Below are 23,257 nucleotides of genomic sequence, written 5' to 3'. Positions count from 1 at the left end.
ACAGTGCACCGATGACCGCTGCGCGCCGCCACCTGGTGTGGGACTGGAACGGAACCCTCCTCGACGACCTCGACCTTGTGGTGCGGGCCACCAACGTCGCCTTCGCCAGTGCCGGCGGCCCGGCGGTCACGGCCGACGAGCACCGGGTGCGGTTCCGCCGCCCGATCGCCGACTACTACGCCGAGATGCTCGGCCAGGCCATCGACGACGAGGCGTTCGGCCGGCTCGACCGGGTCTTCCACGAGGCGTACCGGGCCGGGTTGACGAGCTGCGCGCTGGCCGCCGACGCCACCGCCGCGATCGCCTCCTGGCCGGGCAGCCAGTCGCTGCTGTCCATGTGGTTCCACGACGAGCTGGTGCCCACGGTGCGGACCTACGGGCTGACCCCGCACTTCAGCCGGGTGGACGGGCTGCGCGCCGCGGTCGGCGGCGGCCCGAAGGCGGAGTGGCTGGAGAAGCACCTCGCGGAGCTGGGTCTCGACGGCCGGCACGTGGTGCTCATCGGTGACTCGCTCGACGACGCCGACGCCGCGCTGTCCGTCGGCGCCCGCTGCGTCCTCTACACCGGCGGCCTCTCCGACCCGGCCCGCCTGCGCACCTCCGGCCACCCGGTGGCCGACACGCTCACCGAGGCGGTCACCCTCGCCCGGGCGCTCTGATCGGCGCGGGCGGCCTCAGGCGCGGAGGTGGGTGAGGACCGCCAGGACCCGGCGGTGGTGGTTGGTGGCGTCCGGCGGCAGGTCCAGCTTGGTGAAGATGTTGCGCACGTGCTTCTCGACGGCGCCGTCGCTGACCACCAGGGCGCGGGCGATCGCGGTGTTGGAGCGGCCCTCGGCCATCAGGGCGAGCACCTCGCGTTCGCGCGGGGTCAGCTCGGCCAGCGGGTCGTTCCGGCGGCGCCGGACCAGGAGCTGGCTGATCACCTCCGGGTCCAGCACCGTGCCGCCGCCCGCCACCCGGGCCAGCGCGTCCAGGAACTCGTCGATCGCGGCCACCCGGTCCTTGAGCAGGTAGCCGATCCCGCCCCCGCCGGCCCCGCCGCCGGTGGTGGCGAGCAGGTCGTCGGCGTACGACACCTCGACGTACTGGGAGAGCACCAGGACCGGCGTACGCGGCACCCGCCGGCGGGCCTCCACGGCCGCCCGCAGCCCCTCGTCGGTGTGCGACGGCGGCATCCGCACGTCCACCACCGAGATGTCCGGCCGGTGTGTCACCACCGCCTCGACCAGGGCGTCACCGTCACCGACGGCGGCCACCACCTCATGTCCCGACTCGGTCAGCAGCCGGACCAGCCCCTCCCGGAGCAGCACGGCGTCGTCCGCGATCACCACCCGCATGGGTCCGGTGTCTATCACGTCCTGGATCCACGAGGCGGCCCTTACCGGGTCCGGAGCGCCGTACGGCGGCGTGGCGGCCGGGTTTCGGCCGTCCGGCGTCACCGGGGCAGTTCCGCGTGGATCCGGGTCGGCCCGCCGGTCGGGCTGGCCACCTCGAGCGTCCCGCCGGCGGCCCGGACCCGGTCGGCGATGCCGCTCAGCCCGTGCCCCTTGGCCAGGTGGGCGCCGCCGATCCCGTCGTCGACCACGGTGATCTCCAGCCGGCCCACCTTCCGGGTCACCTCGACCCGGCAGGCGTCCGCCCGGCTGTGCTTGGCGACGTTGGTCAGCGCCTCGGCCACCACGAAGTAGGCGGTGCTCTCCAGCGCCGGGTCGAGCCGCCCGCCGCTGGTGCCCAGCTCGTCGTCGACCAGCAGCTCGGTGGGGACCAGGGCGCGGGCGGCGAGCGCGGCCAGCGCGCTGGGCAGGCCCCGGTCGACCAGGATCGGCGGGGCGATGCCCCGGGACAGGGCGCGCAGCTCGTCGAGGGTGTCCCGGGTCTGGCTGACCGCCTCGTCCAGGGTCCGCCGGGCCGCCTCCGGGTCGGCGGCGAGCTGCTGGCGGGCCCGGCTGAGGTCCATGGCGAGGCGGACCAGGCGCTGCTGCGGCCCGTCGTGGATGTCCCGCTCCAGCCGGCGCAGGGCGGACGCCTCGGCGGACGCGGCGGCCCGCTTCTGCTCCTCCAACGTGGTGATCCGCTGCCGCATCTCGGCCACCCCGGTCAGCAGCGAGTACGCCACGGCGCCCTGGATCCGGGCACAGGCCCGGGCCACCAGGGGCAGGGTGAACAGGGCGAACAGCCCGATCGCGGTGTTCAGGGCGATCCGTGCCCCGGCCCCGTCGCCCATCCCGAGGAGCTGGCTCAGGTCCTGGTCGTCGGGGCCGCGCGGGATGGCCCAGTCGTACGCGCCGTAGAGCGTGCCGGTCAGCGCCAGCGCCCACCAGACCAGCACCACCACGAAGGTGGGCAGGGTCACCAGCAGCCGGACGAAGGCGTGCAGCAGGTCGAGCCAGGACTGCGTGTCGCGCATCGGGGTGAGGACCCGCCGCCAGAAGCCGGCGCCCCGCTCCGGCGTCAGGTAGACCGGGCGGACCCGGGGCTGGCGCAGCACGGCGCGCAGGCGCAGCCGCTCCAGGTCGGCCAGCCCCCGGGCCACGTACAGGGTGCCGGCGAGGACCGGCAGGCCGAGCGTGGTGACCAGCAGGCCGGCGGTGAGCGAGATCCCCGTCACGGCCAGCACGAAGCCGACGAGCGCCAGCGGGAGGCTGAAGAGCACGTAGCCGGAGTCGCGCAGGAGTTGGCCGACGAGGCCCCGGACGGGTGTGGTGGGGGTGGGCGCGGCGCCCAGCGGTACGGCGGTCATGCTCCGAGGCTATGAGCCCGGGGCGGCCCGACCCATCCCGTGCGCGGGTCTCTCCGGGGTGGGGTTCTCCCTACCGTCCGAGTGATGCGCGCCTCTCCCCGGCGATGACACAGCGCTACCGGGCGCGCGCGATTGGTCAGAGAAGTCGGGATTGAGCAATAATCGCCACGCGGTGCCGAGGGAGCTCCGTCTATCGATCTTGCGGGAATGGAGTGGCAGGTGGAGGCGCGTCGCGAGCTAGCAAGATCGCGATTTGTGCACCTCTTCACAAGCGCCTACTCTGTAGTTCCGACGCGCCCTGCTAGCACAGCCGGCAACAACGGTCGCCAGCGGGAGTCCCGGAACGACCGGTCACCGTCGCTGGTCGAGGATCGCACCGCACGGAGTCTCATGAGTCAGCACCGTCACCCAGGCGCGCCCGGCCGCGCCGGTGCCGTACCGGCGCTCCCGGACCTGCCCGAGGCGACCGTCGCGCGGCTTCCGGAATACCTCCGCGCCCTGCACGCGCTCGCCGACACCGGCCACGAGACGGTGTCCAGCGAGGGGCTGGCCAACGTCGCCGGGGTCAACTCGGCGAAGCTCCGCAAGGACCTCTCCCACCTCGGCTCGTACGGCACCCGGGGCGTCGGCTACGACGTCACGCTGCTGATCGAGCAGATCGAGTCGGTGCTCGGCCTCACCCAGTGCCGCGCGGTCGCGCTGGTCGGCGTGGGTAACCTCGGTCACGCCCTGGCCGGCTACGACGGCTTCGCCAGCCGTGGCTTCCGGATCGCCGCGCTCCTCGACGCCGACCCGTCGCGCGTCGGCGAGGAGATCAACGGGCTGGTCGTCCGGCATGTCGACGAGCTGCCCCGGGTCGCCGTCGAGGAGTCGATCTCGATCGGCGTGATCGCCACCCCGGCGCCGGCCGCCCAGGCGGTCGCGGATCAGCTCGTCGCCGTCGGCGTGACGAGCATCCTCAACTTCGCACCCTGCGTACTCTCGGTTCCGGAGGGGGTCGACGTGCGCAAGGTCGACCTCGCGATCGAGCTGCAGATCCTGTCCTTCCACGAACACCGCAAGGCGTCGCTGACCGCGCTACCCGGCGGGCTCGCGGCCACCGACACCCAGGAGGCGATCGGCACGTGAAACTGCTCGTCGTCGGCGCGTCCTACCGCACCGCCCCGGTCGCCACGCTGGAGCAGCTGGCGGTCCCGCCCGCGGACCTCACCCGCACCCTGGACCGCCTGGTCGCCCAGCCGTACGTCGCCGAGGCCGTGCTGGTCTCCACCTGCAACCGCGTCGAGGTGTACGCGGCCGTCACCGGCTTCCACGGCGGCCTCGGTGACATCTGCGCGGTCCTGGCCGACCAGGCCGGCGCCCCGCCGGCGGCGCTCGCCCCCCACCTCTACGTGCACTACGACGCCGCCGCCGTGGACCACGCCTTCCGGGTGGCCACCGGGCTGGACTCGATGGTGGTCGGCGAGGCGCAGATTCTCGGCCAGCTCCGCGACGCCTACCACTCGGCCAGCGGCGCCGACTCCGCCGGCCGGCTGCTGCACGAGCTGATGCAGCAGGCGCTGCGCGTGGGCAAGCGCGCGCACGCCGAGACCAACATCGACCGGGCCGGGCAGAGCGTGGTCACCGCCGCCCTCGACCTGGCCGCGGACCTGCTCGACGGCGACCTGACCGGCCGGCCCGCCATGGTGGTCGGTGCGGGTGCGATGGGCTCGCTGGGCGTCGCCACCCTCTCCCGGCTGGGCGCCGGCCCGCTCACCGTCACCAACCGGGGCGCCGACCGGGCCGTCCGGCTGGCCGAGTCCTACGGCGCGTCCGCCGTGCCCATGGCCGGGCTGGTCGACGCGCTCACCACGGTGGACATCGTGGTGGCCGCCACCGCGGCCACGGAGCCGGTCCTCACCCGCGAGGTGGTGACCCGGGCGCTGGCCCGCCGGGACGCCGCCCGGGGCCCGCTGGTCCTGCTCGACCTGGCCGTCCCGCGCGACGTCGAGGAGGGCGTGGCCGAGCTGCCCGGCGTCGAGGTGATCGACATCGACCGGATGGCGGGGATCCTCGCCGACGGCCCGGCCGCCGCCGACGCCGCCGAGGTGGCCCGGATCGTGGCCGGTGAGGTCGAGGCGTTCCTGAGCTGGCTGCGCGGCGCCGACGTCGCGCCCACCGTGGCGGCCCTGCGCGGGCGCGCCGACGACGTGGTCGCCGCCGAGCTGCGCCGGCTGGCCCAGCGCCGCCCCGACCTCACCGACGACCAGCGCGCCGAGGTCGCCCGCACCGTGCACCGGGTGGTCCAGCGGCTGCTGCACCAGCCCACCGTCCGGGTCCGCCAGCTCGCGGCCGAGCCCGGCGGCGACCAGTACGCGGCCCTGCTGCGTGAGCTGTTCGACCTCGAGGTGCCGCAGACCTCCCCGGTCGACACCGTCCCCGACGTGGTGGAGGCGGAGATCGTCCTGCCGGCCGACACCACCCCGCCCACCGGAGGTGCGCGATGACCGCCCCCCTGCGCCTCGGCACCCGGGGCAGCGCCCTGGCGATGGCCCAGTCCGGCCACGTCGCCGAGGCGCTCACCGCGGCCACCGGCCGCCCGGTCGAGCTGGTCGAGGTGGTGACCGCCGGCGACCGCTCCACGGCCCCGGTGCACCGGCTCGGCGTCGGCGTCTTCGTCTCCGCGCTGCGGGACGCGCTGACCGCCCGGGAGATCGACTTCGCCGTCCACTCGTACAAGGACCTGCCCACCGCGGCGGCGCCCGGCCTGCACATCGCCGCCGTGCCGACCCGGCAGGACCCGCGGGACGCGCTGATCGCCAAGGACGGCCGCACCCTCGCCGAGCTGCCGCCCGGCGCGCGGGTCGGCACCGGCGCGCTGCGCCGCATCGCCCAGCTGCACGCCCTCGGCCTGCAACTGGAGGTCACCCCGATCCGGGGCAACATCGACACCCGCCTCGGCCGGGTGCTCGGCCCGGACGCCGACCTCGACGCCGTCGTGCTGGCCCGGGCGGGACTCGCCCGCATCGGCCGGACCGACGCCATCACCGAGACGCTCGATCCGATGCTGATGCTGCCGGCGCCCGCCCAGGGCGCACTGGCCGTGGAGTGCCGGATCGACGATCAGGACCTGGTCGAGCTGCTCGGCGTGCTCGACCACGCACCGTCCCGCGCCGCGGTCGTCGCGGAGCGGGCACTGCTGGCCACCCTGGAGGCCGGGTGCAGCGCACCCGTCGCCGCCTACGGCGAACTCGCCGAGGGGGACGCCGGTGAAGAGATCTACCTGCGCGGGGCGGTGATCAGCCCGGACGGCACCCGTGACCTCCGGCTGTCCCGCACCGGAACGCCCGCCGACGCGGCGGAGATCGGCAAGGCACTCGCCGCCGAACTCCTCGAACTCGGCGCCGACTCGATCCTCGGCCAAGAAGGACACGCCGGCCCGGGGACCCAGCAATTTGGGAGCACAGAATGACCCGCACCCGTAAGCCCGTAGGCCGGATCGCGTTCGTCGGGGCCGGTCCCGGCGACCCGGGCCTGCTGACCCGCCGGGCGCTGGACGCCCTGGTCGACGCCGACCAGGTGGTGTACGACCGGGGAGTCCCCGAGTCGCTGCTCGAGCACGTCCGCGCCCAGGCCAGGCCCGACGCCGAGTTCAGCCCCGCCGAGGGTGTGCCGGGGGATGTGGCGAAGGTGCTGATCTCGGCGGCCCGGTCCGGCCAGAACGCCGTGCACCTGGTCGCCGGTGACCCGTTCGGCCACGACTCGGTGGTCAAGGAGGTGCAGGCGGTCGCGCGTACCGCCGCGCACTTCGAGGTGGTGCCGGGCGTCGGCCAGGCCGAGGGTGTGGCCACCTACGCCGGTGTGCCGCTGCCCGGGGTGCGCACCGCCGCCGACGTCGAGGACGTCACCACGCTGGACTTCGACGCGCTGGCCGCCGCCGTGGCCCGGGGCTCCCTGGCCGTCGCCGTGGACGCCGGTGACCTGGCCGCCATCCGGGACGGCCTGCTGGCCGCCGGAGTGGAGGGCACCACCGCCGTCGGGGTGACCGGTGACGGCACCGGCGAGACGCAGTACACCACCACGTCGACCGTCGACTCCTTCGTCGCGGCGGCGCTCGGCTTCACCGGCCGGGTCGTGCTCACCGTCGGCGCGGGCGTCTCCGAGCGGGACAAGCTGAGCTGGTGGGAGAACCGGCCGCTGTACGGCTGGAAGGTGCTCGTCCCCCGCACCAAGGAGCAGGCCGGCGCCATGAGCGCGCGGCTGCGCGCGTACGGGGCGATCCCGTGCGAGGTGCCGACCATCGCGGTCGAGCCGCCGCGCACCCCGGCCCAGATGGAGCGGGCGGTCAAGGGCCTGGTCGACGGCCGGTACGCCTGGGTGATCTTCACCTCGGTGAACGCGGTCCGGGCGGTCTGGGAGAAGTTCGCCGAGCACGGCCTGGACGCCCGCCACTTCGGCGGCGTCAAGATCGCCTGCATCGGCGAGGCCACCGCCGAGGCGGTCCGTGCCTTCGGCATCCAGCCGGAGCTCATCCCCTCCGGGGAGCAGTCCTCCGAGGGCCTGCTGGCCGAGTTCTCGCCGCACGACGAGATCCTCGACCCGGTCGGCCGGGTGCTGCTGCCGCGCGCCGACATCGCCACCGAGACCCTGGCCGCCGGGCTCACCGAGCGGGGCTGGGAGGTCGACGACGTGACCGCGTACCGGACCGTCCGGGCCGCGCCGCCGCCCGCCGAGATCCGCGACGCGATCAAGTCGGGCGGTTTCGACGCGGTGCTCTTCACCTCGTCCTCGACCGTCCGGAACCTGGTCGGCATCGCCGGGAAGCCGCACGCGCGTACCGTTGTTGCCGTTATCGGGCCCAAGACGGCGGAGACCGCGACGGAGTTCGGCCTGCGGGTCGACGTGCAGCCGCCGCACGCCTCGGTCCCCGACCTGGTGGAGGCGCTCGCCGCCTACGCCGTCGAGCTGCGCGAGAAGCTCGCCGCCATGCCGGCCAAGCAGCGCCGGGGCTCGAAGGTGCAGGGCCCGACCGCCCTGAGGTTCCGCTGACAGGAGGCTCCTCATGTCGTACCCCGAGATCCGGCCCCGCCGGCTGCGCCGTAACGCGGCCGTGCGGCGGCTGGTCTCCGAGACCCGCGTCGACCCGGCCGAGCTGGTCGTGCCGATGTTCGTCAAGGAGGGGCTGACCGAGCCGCGTGCCGTGGCGTCGCTCCCGGGGGTGCTCCAGCACTCCCGGGACTCGCTGCGCAAGGCCGCCGTCGAGGCGGTCCAGGCCGGGGTCGGCGGGATCATGCTCTTCGGGGTGCCGGCGACGCGGGACGAGACCGGGTCGGGCGGCATCGACCCGGACGGCATCCTCAACGTGGCCATCCGGGACGTGATCGCCGAGGTCGGCGACGCCACCGTGGTGATGAGCGACCTCTGCCTGGACGAGTTCACCTCGCACGGGCACTGCGGCGTGCTCACCCCCGACGGCGCCGTGGACAACGACGCCACCCTCACCGAGTACGCCCGGATGGCGGTCGCCCAGGCCGACGCCGGGGTCCACGTGGTCGGGCCGTCCGGGATGATGGACGGCCAGGTCGGCGTCGTCCGCCGGGCCCTGGACGCCGCCGGGCACCAGGACGTCTCGGTGCTCGCGTACGCCGTCAAGTACGCCTCCGCGTTCTTCGGGCCGTTCCGCGACGCCGTCGAGTCGGCCCTCGAGGGCGACCGGCGCACCTACCAGCAGGATCCGGCGAACCTGCGGGAGTCGCTGCGCGAGGTCGAGCTGGACGTCGCCGAGGGCGCCGACATGGTGATGGTCAAGCCGGCCCTGCCCTACCTCGACGTGGTGGCGGCCGTCCGGGCCGCGGTCGACGTCCCGGTCGCCGCCTACCAGGTCTCCGGCGAGTACGCGATGGTCGAGGCGGCCGCCGCGAACGGCTGGATCGACCGCGAGCGGACGATCCTGGAGACGCTCACCTCGATCCGCCGGGCCGGCGCGCAGATCATCCTCACCTACTGGGCGGTCGAGGCGGCCCAGCTGCTCCGCCAGCGCTACTGAACGCTGACGGTCACCACCCGGGCCAGCTCCGCCACGCGGTAGACCTTCCGGGGCGGGTCCGGTAGCTGCGCCCACACCACACGCACGGTGGTGTCGTCGACCCAGGCGGCGCCCCAGGTCCCGCCGCCCGTCAGGCCGTAGGTCGGGCTGGCCGTTCCGAGTGGCTGGTCGGCCCGGCGCTGACCGGTAGCCGTGTCCAGGATCGCCAGCCGGTAATCGAGGTTCCGGCCGTTCGGGCGGCGGTAGGGGACCGCGACGAGGCTGCCGTCCGGGGAGAGCCGGACCGACGGGGCACACTCGCCGGCCACCGTCAGCCGCGACATCCGGCTCCCACCGGCCAGCCGGCGTACGTCGAGCTGGCAGCGGGTCATGTCGGCTGCCCCGGTCACCGACACCACGCGGCCGGCCGCCACGTCGGCCTCGCGGAACGGCAGCTCGCCGTCGACCTTCCTCGGCACCCGGATCAGGGTCTTCTCTCGGCCGGTGGCCAGCTCGTGGGACACCAGGCCCACCCCGTCCCGGACCAGGTAGGCGTACCGCGCGTCGGCGCCGGCCAGTCCGAGGGCCTGGCCCCTGACCCGGACCTCCCGGCTGACCTCGGCGCGTCCGTCGGCGGTGAGCACCACGAGCTTGATGGAGAGGCCGGCCACGCCCGGGCCGTCCGTCCGCCGTACGCCGGGCATGAGGTCGGTGAGCTTGAGGCCGACCAGCCGTCCGTCGGGCAGTGCCACGGTCTCCTCCCAGCCGGCGGGCACCCGGTGCCGTACCACCGAGCCGTCGCCGCGCAGCTCGTCCGCGACGCCGGGGACCAGGCCGATCTCCGGGGTGGCCCGGTGCGGTCCCACGGTGCCGCCATCGCCGCTGAGCAGCAGCCGCTGCGCCGGCCTGGAGGCCGGCGGCGGCGAGCCGGAGACGGTGGGCGACGGCGCGCCGGGAACGGCCGGCGACGGGGACGGCGCGGCCAGGGGTGCCGCCGTCCGGTGCCCGCCGGCGAGCAGCGGCACGGCGCCGCCGGTGAGCGCGACCAGGACCACCAGGCCCGCCACGGCCGTCGCGGTCCGCCGGCGCCGGCGGACCCGGGCCCGCCGGCGCAGCGCCGCCAGATCCGCCGGGTACGGCGCGGTCGCGCGAGCGGCGCGGTGGACCAGCTCGGCCAGGTCCTCGGGTACGACGTCCACGGTCACTCCTCCTCGGCCAGCGCGGCCCGCAGCTCGGCCAGCCCACGGGATAGGCGGCTGCGGACGGTGCCCTCGGTCAGGTCCAGCACGGCGGCGGTCTCGGCGGTGGAGAGGTCCAGCAGCACGCGGCAGACGACCACGGTGCGCTGGCCGACGGGCAGCCGCTCCAGGGCCGACCGGGCGGCAAGCCCGGCCGGGTCCGGCGCCGCCGTCGCCGGGTGCCGGTCCTCGGCCGGCGGCCGTTCCCGGCGCACCTTCCGCCACCACGAGGTGGCCCAGTTCAGCCCGACCCGGAAGACCCAGCCGCCCGGGTTGTCCAGCCGGCGCACCCGGTCCCACCGGGCGTACGCCCGAACCATCGCCTCGTCGGTCGCCTCCCGGGCCACCGCGGTGTCCCCGACGGCCAGCGCGAGCGCGCGGTGGATCCGGTCCACGTGGTCCCGGTAGAACTGCTCGAACGGCAGGTGCGGGGACGTGTCGCGGTCGCGCGGCAGCACGTCCGGCGGACCGGGCGGGGCCGAGAGGTGGCTTCCCATGTCCGGTACACGCTCCGGAGGCGGATTTCGTTCCCGGGTTGTCGCACGGAGGGATCGGCCGGTGCCCGTATCCGAGCCGGTTCGCTCGGCGCCGCCGCGCGCCATTGTCACTGTGCGTACCGAGCCTGCGCGACCCCGACCGCCCACCGACGCCGGCTTTGCTCTGCAGCCACCGGCGCAGCAGCAACCGTCCGTGTCCGGTGCCTATGTGGCTGCAGAGCAAAGCGGGGTGGAGGGGGTGCGGCCGCCGCGGCGCTCGTGCCTCCTTTGTCCGTAGAGAGGGCTTTTCTTCGCCGGGGCTGCGCCGACCGGCAGCGAGGTCGAGTTACGTTGAGTGACGCGCCGCTCCCCTTACGCTCGGTCACGGCATCCGGCCTCGCCAGAGGAGCCGGGACTACTGGCGCCCGCCGGCCCGCCCGCCTCGCGCGGCCACGCGAATGAGCATGCGTACCGGCAGGGGACGGCACAGACCGCCGGCGAGGCGCGACCTGTCCACAGGCGCCTCGGCTGTCCACAGCCGGGCCGGTCGGGGTTGCCGCGTTCAGGCGCGTGGAAAGAGCCTGGGTCCATGAGCGCCCCGGCCACCCCTGACGAACCGGCGGTCACGACCGATGAACCTGTCGAGCCGCCCACGATGCTCACCGAGCCCTTCAACATCCCGTGGCCCGCGTCGGGCATCGTTCGGGCGGTCCGCCGCCGGGCCGACGTCAGCCAGCGGGAACTCGCCCGGGTCGCCCGGGTGCATCCCACGACCATCGGGCGGATCGAGGCCGGCACGCTGACCCCGAGCATCGCCATGCTGCGCCGGATCATCGGCGTGGCCGGGTTCCGGCTCGCCGTGGTCGACGAGTTCGGCCGTGTGCTCAGCCCGATGCGCGACCGCGACGACCTGCGAGACGGCGCCGAGCGCCGGTACCCGTCCCACCTGGACGTGATCGCCGATCCGGAGCCGGGGGAGTGGTGGGCCGACCGGTACGGGCTGGCCCGGCCACCGGAAACCTTCTACCGGGACCGGGCGCACCGCGACGACCTCCGCAGGCGGAGCCAGTGGGAGGTGCGGGTGGCCAAGTACCGGGGCGTGCCGCCGCCGCCCGACCGGCAGCGGTGCGGCTACCGCAACGGCCCGCCGCCCGGCTGGTGAGCCGGGCGACGGGCCGCTTCGCGATACCGCCGTCAGTCGTCGTTGCGGATGGTGCCGACGCCGGTCACGTCGGCGAGCCGGAGCCCCGGCACGCCCGCCACGTACAGCTTGAGCTGCTCGTCCGCCTCGCGCTTCCGGTCACCGCGGACGGTCACCGGGAAGGTCAGCGACGTCTGGCCGGCGGCCAGCACCTTGCAGCCCACGTACGGGTCGTAGTCCGACCCGGCCTGCGCCGTCGTGCCGTAGGTGGTGGCGCAGATCAGGGCCGGCGCCGAGAGCGGGCGGGAGACGGTCACCGTGAACGTCATGGTGGTGTCGCCCTTGTCGCCCTCGGACACCGCCGCGTCGGAGACGCGCAGCGACGCGCGGGAGCGGAACCGGGCCACCTGCGGGTCGTGGTCGCTGGCACCCCGGTCACCCAGGCCCTCGGCGTCGGTGGGGTAGTCGGCGTTGATGTGGGCCGTGCGGACCTGGACCAGGTCCTCGTGCAGCGGGCCGTTGACGAAGAGGTTGTCCAGCGTCTGGGCCTGCCCGTCGAAGGTGTACGAGTACGCCGCCGCCGGCACGTCCGCCACCAGGTCGTCCCACAGGTTGTGCAGGCCGGCCTGGTACAGCGGGGCGAGCTGGTCCGACGGCGTCGGGTTCGCCGCCGTGGCGATCGGGTCGTCCGGGCGCGGGAAAACGTTCAGGTCACCGCCGTAGATCACCCGCGCGTTCGGGTCGGCCGCCTCGACGGCCTGCACGAGCGCCGCCCCGTACGCGGCCTGCTCCCGCCGCTGCCCGACCCGGCTGTCCGGCCCGGACGAGAAGTGGTTGGTGGCCGCCCAGAGCGTGAAGTGCTCCGCCGAGCCGGGCGCCGCCGCCACGGTGAACCTGGCCAGCTGGACCGCCCGGGTGTAGACGTTGTTGCCGTCCACCCCGGTCGAGCGGTCGACGTCGGCCGGCAGCACGGCGTTGAACCCCTTCGGGTTCTGCACGTCGGCGTTCGACGGCAGGGCAGCCGAGCGGTACTGCACGGTCGGCGCCGAGCCCAGCAGCGGGTCCGCGGCGCTCGCCTGGTCGAGCGTCAGCCGATCGGTGCGGTAGAGGAACGCCGAGGCGATGCCCCGGGCGTCCGCGCCCGTCCGGTCGTACGCCGTCGCGTAGGCGGGGCCGCCGGCGGCCGCGATGGCCAGCGCCAGCTCCTGGACGGTGTCCGGCGCGCCGTCGGCGTTGTTCGTGTCGCCGCAGACCAGCTTGCCGTCGGTCACCGTGCAGATGTCCTGGTCCTCGGCTTCCTGCACGAGCACCAGGTCCGGGCTGTGCAGGGCGCCCGTGATCTGCCGCGCCTGCACACCCAGCTTCTCGGTGTAGGCCGCCTCGCTGGCCGGGACGTAGTCGAACGGCGGGTTGACCCCGGTGCAGCCCGAGTTGCCGGCGAAGTCGCAGCCGTCGAACGGGTCGTCCCGGTAGTCGTACAGGTTCTCCACGTTGTAGGTGGCGACCGCGACCTCGCTGCCCCGGTCGGCCGGCCGCGGCGGGTTGTTCTCCGCCGGGTCCGCGCCGCCGGTCAGCGTGAGCTGCTCGGGCTGCACGCTGTACTTGCTGAACGCGTACGAGATGGCGCCGTAGGCGTCCTCGGTCAGCGTGTCGTAGGTGCGTGCCTCGGGCAGCAGCGCGGTCGACTCCCCGGCGGTAGCCTTCACCCCGCCGGCGCCCAGCAGGATCCGCTGGTTGTTGCCGTTGTCGAAGAGCGTGCCCGGGATGTCGTCCAGCGGGTGCGCGTCCCGGAACACCCGGCGGGCGTACGGGTCGGACCGCTTCATGATCGGGTCCTCGCGGTCCAGCACGTAGATCTCGGAGTCCAGGGTGGACGCGAAGATGTGCCGCGGGGCGGACACCCCGCTGCCGGAACGGACGCGCATCCGCTCGCCCTCGTGCCGCTCCCAGAACAGCCCGGCGGCGGCCGCGTCGGCCGGCGGCCGGGCGTCGTCCACCCGTACGGCGCTGTCCACGTCCAGCCCGGAGTCGAGCTTGCGCACCAGCGAGGCGCTGGAGAGCTGGGTCTGGTTGAAGTACTCGGAGACCCGGCCGCGCAGCACCACCTCGTCGCCGACGGTCGGGGCGTAGCCGCCGATCAGCGTGGTGAACGAGCCCATGAAGACGAAGATGCCGTCCGAGGTGAGCGCGTCGCCGTCCTCGGTGCCGGTGCGGCTCTGCAGGTAGAAGCCCCACTGGTCGGCCCCCGCGGAGGTGCGGGTCAGCGACTTCTGGGTGATGACGCCGCGAACGTCGTAGAGCGTGGAGCTGGTGCCGTTGCCGCTGGCCGGGGCGAACGGCGACCGGTCGGTGCGGCCGTCCTCGTCGTCACCGGTGCGGCCCTGCACCTCGCCCACCGACAGCACGGTGGTGGCCTGCACGGTCAGCGTGCAGGTCGCGGTGCCGCCCTCGGCGTCCGTCGAGGTCACGGTGACCGAGTAGGCGCCGGCCGGGAGGCCGGTGGCGGTCAGCGTGGCGGTGGCCGTGCCGCCGGCCGCGGCGGCCGGCGTGAACGCGGTACGACTGATCGAGCCGCTCGCCGGCGCCGGGTCGACCGCGGTGACCGCGAGGTCGGTGACGGTGCCGTCGGCGTCGGTGGCGGTGACCTGGCGGGTCGCGGTGGCGCCCGCCTCCAGGACCAGCGTGCCGCCGCAGTTCAGCGTCGGCGCCTGGTCGACCGGGCCGCCGTCGTCGATGCGGTGGCTGCCCAGCCCGTCGAAAGTGTCGGTGGCGAAGCCCTCCCACTGCACGGCCGGGTCGAACGCGTTCGACGGGTCGGTGTCGCCGGCGCTCACCGAGGGCAGCCGGCGCAGCGTGTTGTCGGCGGTGCTCGTGAGCCCGGTGCCCCACTCGCTCCCCGGGTCGACGCCGACCTGGCCGATCGAGTCGACCACCGTCGTGCCCCTGCGCAGCACGATCGCGTCGTCGCCGTTGTAGAGCGAGCCGCTGTAGGTCTGGTCGGCCTGGGCGAGGATCGCCGGCACGGCCGCCGAGGCGGCGAAGACGAAGACGTCGCCGGTGGCGACCGTGCCGGTCAGCGGCACGTTGGTCGACGTGGTGGCGCCGTTGAAGAAGAGCTGGAGCTGGTAGCCGGCGGCGGCCAGGTCGATCGGCGCGCCGGTGCCGTTGTAGAGCTCGACGGCCTTGTTGTTGGACGAGCCCTCGACGTACTCGGAGATGAACAGGTCGGTGGGCGCGGCGCTGGCCGCGGGGGGTGCGATCCCGATGGCCGTGACGGAGACGGCGGCGGTGGTCGCGAGCGCGGCGAGGGTGCGGCGCGGGCGCATGGAGCCTCCACGATGGGTGGACAGGAACTAACGCACGTTAAGTGCCCTCCCGGTCCGCCGTCCATCCCCCGGGCAGCCGTTTGATGAATATCCGTCAGCGCTGGCTGTCGAGCCGGTGCACCAGCTCGGCCACGTCCACGCTGTATTCGCACCAGTCCCGGTCGGGGCGGTAGCCCAGCTCCGCGTTGACCTTCAGCATCGCCTCGTTGGCCTGCGCGTTCCAGGTCTGCACCTCGGCCAGCTCCGACTCGGCGGAACGCAGCTCCAGCAGCATCCGGGCCTTGATGGCCCGGTCGATGCCGTAGCCCCGGTGATCGCGGACCACGATGGTGTCGTACTGGTCGGCCCGCGTCGGGTGCTGCGCCGGCACCACCACCTCGGTCAGCCCGGCCACCTCGCCGGTCTGCTCGTGCAGGGCCAGCACGATGTACGGCTTCATGCCCCGCCGGTGCAACGTGTCGAGGCTGTCCCGCAGCCGCTGCGGGTCGTAGGAGCTGGGCCGCAGCTCGCCGTCGTCCACGTCGCGCACCTCGGCCTTGGCCCGCGCGTACGCCTCGATGAGGTCGTCCGGCGGCCCGCCCGGGCAGAACTGGACGTGGTAGCCGGCACCCACCTCGGTGGCCATCTCGGCCAGCACCGGCCACTCCACCGCGCCCAGGTCGAGCACGCTGCGGGTCTCGACGTATTCCCGGGTGAAGCCGAGTGCCTCGTAGAACGCCACGGCCGGGGTGTCGCCGACCACCTCGACGCCGATCGACTGGAAGCCCTCGTCCCAGACCCGGCGGGCGGCCACCCGTACCAGCTCACGGCCGAGCCCGGTGCGCCGCAGGGCCGGGTGCACCAGCACCTCCAGCACGCCGATGCCGCCGAGCAGCAGCACGTGCACGTGGCCCAGGATCGCGCCCGGAGTGCCGTCGGGGGCGGGATCGCCCTGGTAGACCCAGGAGATCCGCCGCTCACCCGGCATCACCTCGGAGAGATATTCCCGCATGGAACTCTCCCGCCAGGGCGGATCCTGCGGCAGGTCGGTCGCCAACACCGCGTTCAGCGTGTCCAGGAGCGACGCGATCTCGGCGGACGACGCGGTCCGAGGGTCCCACTCGCGCACCATCACCCGTCTAGCTTGCCGTCAACGGCAGCCCGGGGGAAGGGTTCAGTCCGCGAATGTATGCAACCGGTCACGTCACGTACCGCTCAGCCGTCCGTACTCGTCGGCCTTGTTGAAGACGTCCTGGGCGTAGCGGCGTACATCGTTGTAGGAGAGGATGGCGCCCCACCAGTCGCCCGGGATGGTCATGTTCCGGCCGCCCTTGCACAGGTAACGGCCGGCGGCCAGTGCCGCGTCGTCGATGTCGTGCGGGTTCTTGACGCCGTCGTTGTCGGCGTCCGCGCCGATCTCCTGCCAGGTGCTCGGGATGAACTGCATGGGGCCGAGCGCCTTGTCGTAGACCGGGTCGTGGTCGAGCTGCCCCTGGTCGGTGTCGAGGATCCGGGAGCGGCCGCCCTGCCCGTCCAGCGGGGCGCCGACGATCTCCGGCGCGGCGACGCCGTCGGGCCGGAGGGTGGCCTTGTTGGCCGCCCCGTGCCGGGACTCGACGTAGCCGATCGCGGCCAGCGTGGTCCAGCTCAACTGGCAGCTGCGCTGCGTCTGGGCCAGCACCAGCTCGGCGTAGCCGTACGCCTGCATGGCGACCGGCGGGATCCCGGTGGTCGCGCTGACCTGCTGCGCCCAGCCGGCCAGCGCGTCGGCCGGGCGGCCGGGGACCGCCGGGCCCACCGGACCGGTCGGCGTGCCGCCGGGTACGCCCGTGCCGGTCGGGCCGAGGGTGCCCGGCACCCCGGTCGCGCCCGGGCCCACCGGCACGCCGGTCGCCCCGGGCACCACGCCGGCCTGCGGCACGCCCTGGACCGGCGCGTTCGTGGTGACGTCGACGGCCACCGGCTGCGGCTTGCGAACCGCCGCGGGCACCAGCAGCGCGCCGGCCGCGGCGGTGGCCGCGACCAGAACGAGCAGGAAGAGACCGGGCAGGGTCGTGCGCCCGCTGGGACGGCGCGACCACGCGCGGGTGGCCCGGGCCGCGCCGACGGCGAGCTGCCGCGGCGGCGGCATCCGGACCGCGTGCGCGAACGGCACCCGCCGCCGCCGACCCGCCGCCGGCTCAACCGCCGCGTCCACGCCGCCCGACTTCGTCTCCGCGCCGCCCGGCTCCGCCTTCGCGTCGCCCGGCGTCGGCTTCGCGTCGCTCGGCGTCGGCTGCGCGTCGACCGGCCTCGGCTTTGCCTTCGGGTCGCCCGGCTCCGGCTTCGCGTCGACCGGCCCCGGCTTCGCCTTCGGATCACCGGGCTCCGCCTTCGCGTCGACCGGCCCCGGCTTCGGGTCGGTCGGCTCGGCCCTGGGGGCGGCGGCCGGGTCGGGGGCGGTGTCGCGGCGGGGGCGGGGGACGGGTCCGGCGCCGCCGTCGGGCGGCGCGGCCGGTCGCAGGGGTCGAACCGTCGATCGCTGCTCGCCGTCCACCACCCGTCGAGTATCACCCATGACTGCCGTGGAGTCAGGCCCGGCCGTACGCTGACGGCATGCCCCGCTACGAGTTCCGCTGCCGCGCCTGCGGCGACACCTTCGAGGTCAACCGCCCCATGGCCGACGCCGGCCAGCCGGCCTCCTGCCCACAGGGACACGCCGACACGGTGAAGCTGCTGTCCACCGTCGCGGTCACCGGCCGGGGCGGATCCGGTCCGGTGGGCGGGGCCTCTGCCCCGGCCGGTGGTGGCTGCTGCGGCGGCGCCTGCGGCTGCTGACCGGCCGCCCGGCCTCGGCCCGCCGGGTGATCCGGCTTGCCGCCCGTGTGATCCTTTGGCACCTTGGGTCGGAATCTGCCCGGCCGTTCTCACGATGCGTGACCGCGTGACCATAGGGCAGCATGAAGCCGACGTCACGGGGCGGAGGTTCCACGCATGTCGCCACGGATCCACCTCCCGAGCGGCTGGGTGACCTTCGTCTTCACCGACATCGAGGGCTCCACGCGACTGGCCCAGCTGCTCGGTCCGGGCTACCGCCCGGTTCTGCGGGAACACCGCCGGTTGCTGCGCCACACGCTGGCCGGCACCGACGGCGCTGAGCTGCTGACCGAGGGCGACTCGTTCTTTCTCGCCTTCCCGGACGCGGGGGCCGCGGTGCACGCCTGCCTCACGGCGCAACGCGCGCTCGCCGACCACGACTGGCCCACCCCGGATGCCGCGCCGCGGGTCCGGATGGGCCTGCACACCGGCTACGCCGAGCCCCGCGACGGCGAGTACGCCAGCCCCGAGGTGCACCGGGCCGCCCGGGTGGCCGCCGCCGCCCACGGTGGACAGGTGCTCTGCTCGGCGGCAACGGCCCGGCACGCCGACCCGCTGCCCGACGGAGCGTCCCTGTTGGACCTCGGGCTGCACCGGCTGCGTGGCTTCGACGACCGGGAACGGCTGTTTCAGCTCGTCGCGCCCGGTCTGGAGCGGAGCTTTCCGCGGCCGCGTACCGCCGACGCGGTGGCGCACAACCTGCCCACCCAGGTCACCTCGTTCGTCGGCCGGCAGGCCGAGCGGGCCGAGCTGCGGCGGCTGGTCGAGACGTACCGGCTGGTGACCGTGCTGGGCGCGGGCGGGGCGGGCAAGACCCGGCTGGCCGTGGAGCTGGCCTCCGGGGTGGTCGAGGCGTACCCGGACGGGGTGTGGTTCGTCGACGTCGCCGCCGTGACCGACCCGGGGCTGGTGGCGTTCGAGATCGCCGCCGTGCTCGGGCTCCGCCCGGAGCCCGGCCGGCCCATGGTGGACACCCTTGTCGAGTACGCGGCGGCCCGGCGGATGCTGGTCGTGCTGGACACCTGCGACGCCCAGCCGGCCGCCTCGGCCGAGGTGATCTCCCGGCTGCTGGCCGGTGGCCGGGGTGTGCGGGTGCTGGCCACCAGCCGCGAGTCGTTCGGTGTGCCCGGCGAGGTGGTGTGGCGGATCCCGCCGCTGTCGGTGGACCCGGGCCCGGACGGTGGGGCGAGCGACGCCGTGGCCCTGCTGCTGGACCGCACCGCGGCGGCCCGTGGCGGCCGGGCGCCGGAGCCCGCCGAGCAGGCCGACCTGCGCCGGGTGGTCCGCCGGCTGGACGGGCTGCCGCTCGCCATCGAGCTGGCCGCCGCGCGGCTGCGGGTGCTGTCGGCCGGGCAGCTCGCCGAGCGTCTCGACGACATGCTGGGCACGCTGGACGCCGGGCGGGAGGAACTGGAGCCGCCTGTGGTGGAGGCCGGGTGGACCGGCAACCAGCAGGACACCGTCGACCTGGTGGCCGCCGCCACCGGGGCCGCGCCGGCCACCCCGGCCAGCCGCGCCGTACAGCGCTCGGCGAACGAGCGGCACCTGACCATGCAGGCCACGGTCACCTGGTCGTACCGGACGTTGGGGGCGCGCTCGGCCCGGCTGCTGCGCTGGCTGGCCGTCTTCGCCGGCCCGGTGGACCTGCGGACCGTGCAGTGGCTGCTCGACGACGACCCGCTCGACCCGCTGTCGGTGCTCGTGGACAAGTCGATGGTGCTGGCCGAGCCGCACGTCTCGGGCAGTACCTACCGGATGCTGGACCCGATCCGGGCGTACGCGGCCCGGCGGCTGATCGAGGCCGGCGAGGAGCAGACCGCCCGGGACCGGCACGTCGCCTGGTCCCGGCACGCCCTGGAGCGCGCCCACCTGGGCCCGGACGGCCGCCCGGTCACCCTCTCCCTGTACGCGCTCGACCCGCTCGCCGGTGAGCTGCGGGCCGCGCTGCGCTGGTGCGCCACCGGTGGCAGCGCGCGGTCCGGCCTGCGGCTGGCCGGCGGGCTGGACCAGTGGTGGCGGGAGCGGGGGCTGGCCCGGGAGGGGCGGCTCTGGCTGTTCCGGCTCTACGGCCGGATCGCCGAGACCGGGGAGTCGATCCCCGAGGCCGAGCTGGCGGCGGCGTACCACATGCACTCGTTGCACGCCGGTGCGGACGGCGAGTTCGCCGAGGAGCTGCGCTACTCGCAGCGGGCCGAGGCGGCCGCCCGGCAGGCCGGCGACCTGGGGTTGCTCGCCCGGGTGCTGGCGGGACGGGCCGCGCCGCTGGTCGACATGGGACAGTTCGTCGAGGCCGAACGGGTCTGCCGGGAGGTCATCGACTGGGCGTACGCCCAGGACGTGGTCTCCGACGCGCTGCTCGCCGTCTACAACCTCGCCGAGCTGCTCTGGCGGCGGGGCGCGCTGGACGAGGCGGCCGAGGTGCTCGGCGCGGCCCGCCCGGTGGAGGCGGCCCGCCCGGTCGAGCGGGGCCGCCGCTCGGTGGACATGCTGCTCGGCCTGGTCGCGCTGGCCCGGGGTGACCTGGTGGCCGCGCACGAGCACCTGCTGGTGGCGCTCCGCTCTCGGATGAGCCACGGCTACCTGGGCCGGGCCTGCGACACGTTGAACGCGATCGCGGTGCGTTGCGTGCTGGGCGGCGAGCCGGTGACGGCGGCCCGGCTCTTCGGCGCGGCCCAGGCCACCCGGGCGAGTCTGCGCGCCACCCCGGGCATCTACGGCCCTTACTGGCTGGCCCGCCAGGTGGACCTGCGCCAGGCCCTCGGCGACGCCGCGTTCGACGCCGCCTACGCCACGGGTGCGGCCCTCCGCCTGGAGGAGGCCGCCGCCCTGGCCCTCGACCTGGAACACCCCGATCTGACGACCCCCGATTCCCCTCGCTTCACGGCGCCCGCGCCGCGCCGCTCCACGGCGAGTTGACCAGGAGGTTCGCGTCGGGGTCCGGGCTCGCCGGCGACGGGAACCTCCTGGTCGACGAGGGGTAGGGGGTCAGTGCCGGGCGGCCGCGCGTTCGGCGTTCGCCTTCATCCGGGCGGCGCGGTCCAGGTCGGACTGTTGGACGGCGGCGACCGAGCCGAAGACGCTCACCGCCTGGTAGTAGGTCCAGGCCAGGCTGTAGCAGGCCGGCCGCACCACGCTGTTGTAGGTGGTGCAGACCCGCTTCAGGTCCTCGTAGAAGGCGCTGTCGAGCCGGGACTTGTTGGCCGGGAACACCCCCATCGCCTTGTGGTTGCGGTAGCCGAAGTCGTGCCGGTAGCAGGAGAGGCTGAAGTTGAAGCCGAGCGGGTTGTCCGGGCTGGAGGAGCAGTAGTCGGTCGACCAGTCGAAGGCGTACTCGGTCCAGGGGGACCTGTTCACCCGGGCGGAGTTCCAGGCGTTGTAGCTGCTGGCGCTGGTCTGGGTCCAGCTGGAGAGCACGGCGAGCTTCTGCTCGCGGCTCACCGCGGCGGCGGCGGGGGTGGCCACGCCGATGGCGGTGAGCAGGGCGATCGTGCCGGCGGCGAGCAGGGTGGTGAGACGTCGGGACACGGATACCTCCCCGGGGATGTGGGGCTAGATGTCGATGATTTTCGATCGCTAACCGAGCCCGGGGCGATGCTTCGGGCGGCGTGTTGGTGACATGCGTCGAAACAGACGAATGCCGTCGGGGGCGCCGAGGTCGACCGGGACGGGCTGGTCGGGCTGGAGGTGCGGCCGCGCAGGACCGCCCGAAGACGCCGGGACGCCCGGGGCGTGAGCCCCGGGCGTCCCCTGTCGTGACGGGTCAGCGCACGAAGCGCGGCGGGCTCGCCGGGCTCTCGTTCCAGAGCCGGTCCAGCGCGGTCACGTAGTAGGTGTAGCGCGCGCCGGACTCCACCGTGGTGTCCACCCAGGACTGCACGTCGCCGTCCGCCCGGACGGTGGCGACCAGGTGGGACGCGTCGGCGAAGTCGCACCGGCCGGCCAGGCCGGCGCCGTCAAACCGGTAGATCGCGTACGACGTGGCCTTGCCGAACGGGCCCTTGCCGTCGGCCGGCTGCCGCCAGCTCAGCCGCACCCCGTCGGCCTGCCGCTTGGCGCCGGTCACCACCGGGAAGAGCAGCGGCTTGGCCGGAAGCTGCGACATGGTCGGCACCAGCGCGGGGCGGGAGTAGTGCTCGGCCGCGTAGATGTCGGTGGCGCCGAGCCGGTTCGCCCGCACCTGCACCGCGGAGAAGTGCACGTTGCCGAGCACCTCCGGGTACGACCGGTTGAGCGTCAGGTGGTTCGACAGCTCCTGCGGGTTCATCCAGAACGAGCCGTACACCGGGTCACCGCTCTTGTAGTCGGCCTGCCCGATGTAGAGCTGGACGTTGGTGCCCCGCACGGTCTCCGCCCACCACGGCACGAGCCGGGCGTAGTCGGCGGCCGGGTACTGGCCGATGTACCAGTAGAGCTGCGGCACGATGTAGTCGATCCACTCCTCCTTGACCCACTTGCGGGTGTCGGCGGAGATGATGTCGTACGACTGCGAGCCGGTGGTGTCCGAGCCGTTCGGGTCAGCCGACTTGTTGCGCCAGATGCCGAACGGGCTGACGCCGAACTTCACCCACGGCTTCTCCGCCTTGATCTTGGCGTTCATCTCCTGGATCAGCAGGTTGATGTTGTCCCGCCGCCAGTCGGCCTTGTCCGTGAAGCCCCGGTTGTACTGGGCGAACGTGGCGTCGTCCGGGTACTGGTAGGTGCCGCTCGGGTACGGGTAGAAGTAGTCGTCGAAGTGCACGCCGTCGATGTCGTACTTCTTGACCGCGTCCATCATCGCGGTCTGCACGAACTCGCGGACCTCCGGAATGCCGGGGTTGTAGTAGAGCCGGCTGCCGGCGACCCCGGCCGGCGGGTAGGCGAACACCCAGTCCGGGTGCTGGCGCACCGGGTGGTTCGGGGCGAGCTTCGAGATGTCGGCGCCCGCGCCGCCGGGGGCCGGCATGGAGACCCGGTACGGGTTCATCCAGGCGTGGAACTCCAGGTTCCGCTTGTGCGACTCCTCGACGAGGAAGGCCAGCGGGTCCCAGCCCGGGTCCTGGCCGCGGACCCCGGTCAGGTACTCCGACCAGGGCTCGACGGGCGAGGGCCAGAACGCGTCGGCGGTCGGGCGGACCTGGACCACGACGGCGTTGTGGTTGAGCTTCTGGGCCAGGTCGAGCCAGGCCAGGTATTCGGCCTTCTGCTTGGCCACCTGGTCCGGTGCGGTCCAGGAGCCCTTGCTGGGCCAGTCGATGTTCGTCACCGAGGCGATCCACATGGCCCGGAACTGCCGCTTCGGCACGGCCGGGTCGGTGACGCAGGTGGTCGCGGTGGAGTCGGTCGCCGTGTTGCTCTCCGCGGCGCTGGCGGGGGCGCCGGCGACGAGCGCGCCGAGCAGCGCCACGGCCAGCCCGGCGGCTCCGAGCCGAGTTGCCTTCATGCGGTGCGGTCCCTTCGTTGGGGCTCACGTCGGATGGCGGCGGACGTGCGGCGCTTCTGGCAAGATTCGCCGCACATT

At 74.2% G+C, this 23,257-nt stretch carries 18 protein-coding genes; 9 read left to right on the top strand and 9 right to left on the bottom strand.

Features of this window, described 5'->3' with window-relative positions:
* The first annotated feature begins 11 nt into the window (after positions 1–11).
* On the top strand, positions 12–659 hold the full coding sequence (locus tag ABZ452_RS05000; RefSeq protein WP_357938997.1) for an HAD hydrolase-like protein: 648 nt from the start codon (positions 12–14) through the stop codon (positions 657–659).
* A 15-nt stretch (positions 660–674) separates the two neighbouring features.
* Here the strand turns inward: ABZ452_RS05000 and ABZ452_RS04995 are convergent, their stop codons facing one another.
* Positions 675–1,337, bottom strand: a complete 663-nt coding sequence (locus tag ABZ452_RS04995) for a response regulator transcription factor (RefSeq protein WP_357938995.1) — start codon at positions 1,335–1,337, stop codon at positions 675–677.
* 98 nt (positions 1,338–1,435) lie between these two features.
* Positions 1,436–2,740: a sensor histidine kinase gene (locus ABZ452_RS04990; protein WP_357938993.1), complete on the bottom strand. Its 1,305-nt coding sequence runs from the start codon at positions 2,738–2,740 to the stop codon at positions 1,436–1,438.
* A 390-nt stretch (positions 2,741–3,130) separates the two neighbouring features.
* On the opposite strand from ABZ452_RS04990, the gene ABZ452_RS04985 reads away from it, so the two are divergent.
* Genes ABZ452_RS04985 through hemB form a run of 5 tightly spaced genes read left to right on the top strand, consistent with a single transcriptional unit; the run spans position 3,131 to position 8,765 of the window.
* Complete coding sequence (locus tag ABZ452_RS04985) at positions 3,131–3,868, top strand: redox-sensing transcriptional repressor Rex (protein ID WP_357938991.1); 738 nt, start codon at positions 3,131–3,133, stop codon at positions 3,866–3,868.
* A complete protein-coding gene (locus tag ABZ452_RS04980; protein WP_357938989.1) occupies positions 3,865–5,226 on the top strand; it encodes a glutamyl-tRNA reductase in 1,362 nt (453 codons plus the stop codon). Before ABZ452_RS04985 ends, ABZ452_RS04980 begins: the two co-directional genes overlap by 4 nt.
* Positions 5,223–6,191: a hydroxymethylbilane synthase gene (gene hemC, locus ABZ452_RS04975; RefSeq protein ID WP_357938987.1), complete on the top strand. Its 969-nt coding sequence runs from the start codon at positions 5,223–5,225 to the stop codon at positions 6,189–6,191. Before ABZ452_RS04980 ends, hemC begins: the two co-directional genes overlap by 4 nt.
* A complete protein-coding gene (locus tag ABZ452_RS04970) occupies positions 6,188–7,768 on the top strand; it encodes a uroporphyrinogen-III synthase (protein ID WP_357938985.1) in 1,581 nt (526 codons plus the stop codon). Before hemC ends, ABZ452_RS04970 begins: the two co-directional genes overlap by 4 nt.
* A 13-nt stretch (positions 7,769–7,781) precedes the next feature.
* Positions 7,782–8,765, top strand: coding sequence for a porphobilinogen synthase (gene hemB, locus ABZ452_RS04965; protein ID WP_357938983.1), 984 nt, complete (start codon positions 7,782–7,784; stop codon positions 8,763–8,765).
* Here the strand turns inward: hemB and ABZ452_RS04960 are convergent.
* Both ABZ452_RS04960 and ABZ452_RS04955 read right to left on the bottom strand, forming a co-directional pair.
* On the bottom strand, positions 8,759–9,943 hold the full coding sequence (locus ABZ452_RS04960; protein WP_357938981.1) for a hypothetical protein: 1,185 nt from the start codon (positions 9,941–9,943) through the stop codon (positions 8,759–8,761). The genes hemB and ABZ452_RS04960 overlap by 7 nt on opposite strands.
* Positions 9,944–9,945: 2 nt before the next feature.
* Positions 9,946–10,479 carry a sigma-70 family RNA polymerase sigma factor gene (locus ABZ452_RS04955; RefSeq protein WP_357938979.1) on the bottom strand — a complete coding sequence of 178 codons (534 nt, stop codon included), beginning with the start codon at positions 10,477–10,479 and terminating at the stop codon, positions 9,946–9,948.
* A 568-nt stretch (positions 10,480–11,047) separates the two neighbouring features.
* Here ABZ452_RS04955 and ABZ452_RS04950 point away from each other — a divergent pair.
* On the top strand, positions 11,048–11,620 hold the full coding sequence (locus ABZ452_RS04950) for a helix-turn-helix domain-containing protein (RefSeq protein WP_357938977.1): 573 nt from the start codon (positions 11,048–11,050) through the stop codon (positions 11,618–11,620).
* A 32-nt stretch (positions 11,621–11,652) separates the two neighbouring features.
* Here ABZ452_RS04950 and ABZ452_RS04945 read toward each other — a convergent pair whose 3' ends face one another.
* The 3 genes from ABZ452_RS04945 to ABZ452_RS04935 all read right to left on the bottom strand — a co-directional run bounded on the left by ABZ452_RS04945 (position 11,653) and on the right by ABZ452_RS04935 (position 17,461).
* Complete coding sequence (locus ABZ452_RS04945) at positions 11,653–14,925, bottom strand: lamin tail domain-containing protein (RefSeq protein ID WP_357938975.1); 3,273 nt, start codon at positions 14,923–14,925, stop codon at positions 11,653–11,655.
* Between the two features lie 94 nt (positions 14,926–15,019).
* Positions 15,020–16,036 (bottom strand): GNAT family N-acetyltransferase, encoded by a 1,017-nt coding sequence (locus ABZ452_RS04940; RefSeq protein WP_357939107.1) that lies wholly within the window; start codon positions 16,034–16,036, stop codon positions 15,020–15,022.
* A 72-nt stretch (positions 16,037–16,108) separates the two neighbouring features.
* The gene (locus ABZ452_RS04935; RefSeq protein WP_357938973.1) at positions 16,109–17,461 is read right to left on the bottom strand and encodes a lytic murein transglycosylase; all 1,353 of its coding nucleotides are present in this window, start codon (positions 17,459–17,461) and stop codon (positions 16,109–16,111) included.
* A 38-nt stretch (positions 17,462–17,499) separates the two neighbouring features.
* Here ABZ452_RS04935 and ABZ452_RS04930 point away from each other — a divergent pair, with 38 nt between their 5' ends.
* Complete coding sequence (locus ABZ452_RS04930) at positions 17,500–17,721, top strand: zinc ribbon domain-containing protein (RefSeq protein ID WP_357938970.1); 222 nt, start codon at positions 17,500–17,502, stop codon at positions 17,719–17,721.
* A gap of 156 nt (positions 17,722–17,877) precedes the next feature.
* Positions 17,878–20,676, top strand: a complete 2,799-nt coding sequence (locus ABZ452_RS04925; protein WP_357938968.1) for an adenylate/guanylate cyclase domain-containing protein — start codon at positions 17,878–17,880, stop codon at positions 20,674–20,676.
* A 69-nt stretch (positions 20,677–20,745) separates the two neighbouring features.
* Here ABZ452_RS04925 and ABZ452_RS04920 read toward each other — a convergent pair whose 3' ends face one another.
* Positions 20,746–21,285 (bottom strand): phospholipase, encoded by a 540-nt coding sequence (locus ABZ452_RS04920; RefSeq protein WP_357938966.1) that lies wholly within the window; start codon positions 21,283–21,285, stop codon positions 20,746–20,748.
* A gap of 235 nt (positions 21,286–21,520) precedes the next feature.
* Positions 21,521–23,179, bottom strand: coding sequence for a family 10 glycosylhydrolase (locus tag ABZ452_RS04915; RefSeq protein ID WP_357938964.1), 1,659 nt, complete (start codon positions 23,177–23,179; stop codon positions 21,521–21,523).
* Positions 23,180–23,257 lie beyond the last annotated feature (78 nt).

The organism is Micromonospora sp. NPDC005707 (assembly GCF_040631005.1).
In the GTDB taxonomy this organism is placed as follows: Bacteria; Actinomycetota; Actinomycetes; order Mycobacteriales; family Micromonosporaceae; genus Micromonospora.
The sequence above is the reverse complement of the archived record's forward strand: the minus strand, read 5'-3'. Positions and strand labels throughout refer to the sequence as shown.

Excerpts from the sequence above, each read along its gene's own strand:
- ABZ452_RS05000 (WP_357938997.1), top strand. The coding sequence starts at position 12 with ATGACCGCTGCGCGCCGCCACCTGGTGTGGGACTGGAACGGAACCCTC.
- ABZ452_RS04995 (WP_357938995.1), bottom strand. The coding sequence starts at position 1,337 with ATGCGGGTGGTGATCGCGGACGACGCCGTGCTGCTCCGGGAGGGGCTG.
- ABZ452_RS04990 (WP_357938993.1), bottom strand. The coding sequence starts at position 2,740 with ATGACCGCCGTACCGCTGGGCGCCGCGCCCACCCCCACCACACCCGTC.
- ABZ452_RS04985 (WP_357938991.1), top strand. The coding sequence starts at position 3,131 with ATGAGTCAGCACCGTCACCCAGGCGCGCCCGGCCGCGCCGGTGCCGTA.
- hemC (WP_357938987.1), top strand. The coding sequence starts at position 5,223 with ATGACCGCCCCCCTGCGCCTCGGCACCCGGGGCAGCGCCCTGGCGATG.
- ABZ452_RS04970 (WP_357938985.1), top strand. The coding sequence starts at position 6,188 with ATGACCCGCACCCGTAAGCCCGTAGGCCGGATCGCGTTCGTCGGGGCC.
- hemB (WP_357938983.1), top strand. The coding sequence starts at position 7,782 with ATGTCGTACCCCGAGATCCGGCCCCGCCGGCTGCGCCGTAACGCGGCC.
- ABZ452_RS04955 (WP_357938979.1), bottom strand. The coding sequence starts at position 10,479 with ATGGGAAGCCACCTCTCGGCCCCGCCCGGTCCGCCGGACGTGCTGCCG.
- ABZ452_RS04950 (WP_357938977.1), top strand. The coding sequence starts at position 11,048 with ATGAGCGCCCCGGCCACCCCTGACGAACCGGCGGTCACGACCGATGAA.
- ABZ452_RS04945 (WP_357938975.1), bottom strand. The coding sequence starts at position 14,925 with ATGCGCCCGCGCCGCACCCTCGCCGCGCTCGCGACCACCGCCGCCGTC.
- ABZ452_RS04940 (WP_357939107.1), bottom strand. The coding sequence starts at position 16,036 with ATGGTGCGCGAGTGGGACCCTCGGACCGCGTCGTCCGCCGAGATCGCG.
- ABZ452_RS04935 (WP_357938973.1), bottom strand. The coding sequence starts at position 17,461 with ATGGGTGATACTCGACGGGTGGTGGACGGCGAGCAGCGATCGACGGTT.
- ABZ452_RS04930 (WP_357938970.1), top strand. The coding sequence starts at position 17,500 with ATGCCCCGCTACGAGTTCCGCTGCCGCGCCTGCGGCGACACCTTCGAG.
- ABZ452_RS04925 (WP_357938968.1), top strand. The coding sequence starts at position 17,878 with ATGTCGCCACGGATCCACCTCCCGAGCGGCTGGGTGACCTTCGTCTTC.
- ABZ452_RS04915 (WP_357938964.1), bottom strand. The coding sequence starts at position 23,179 with ATGAAGGCAACTCGGCTCGGAGCCGCCGGGCTGGCCGTGGCGCTGCTC.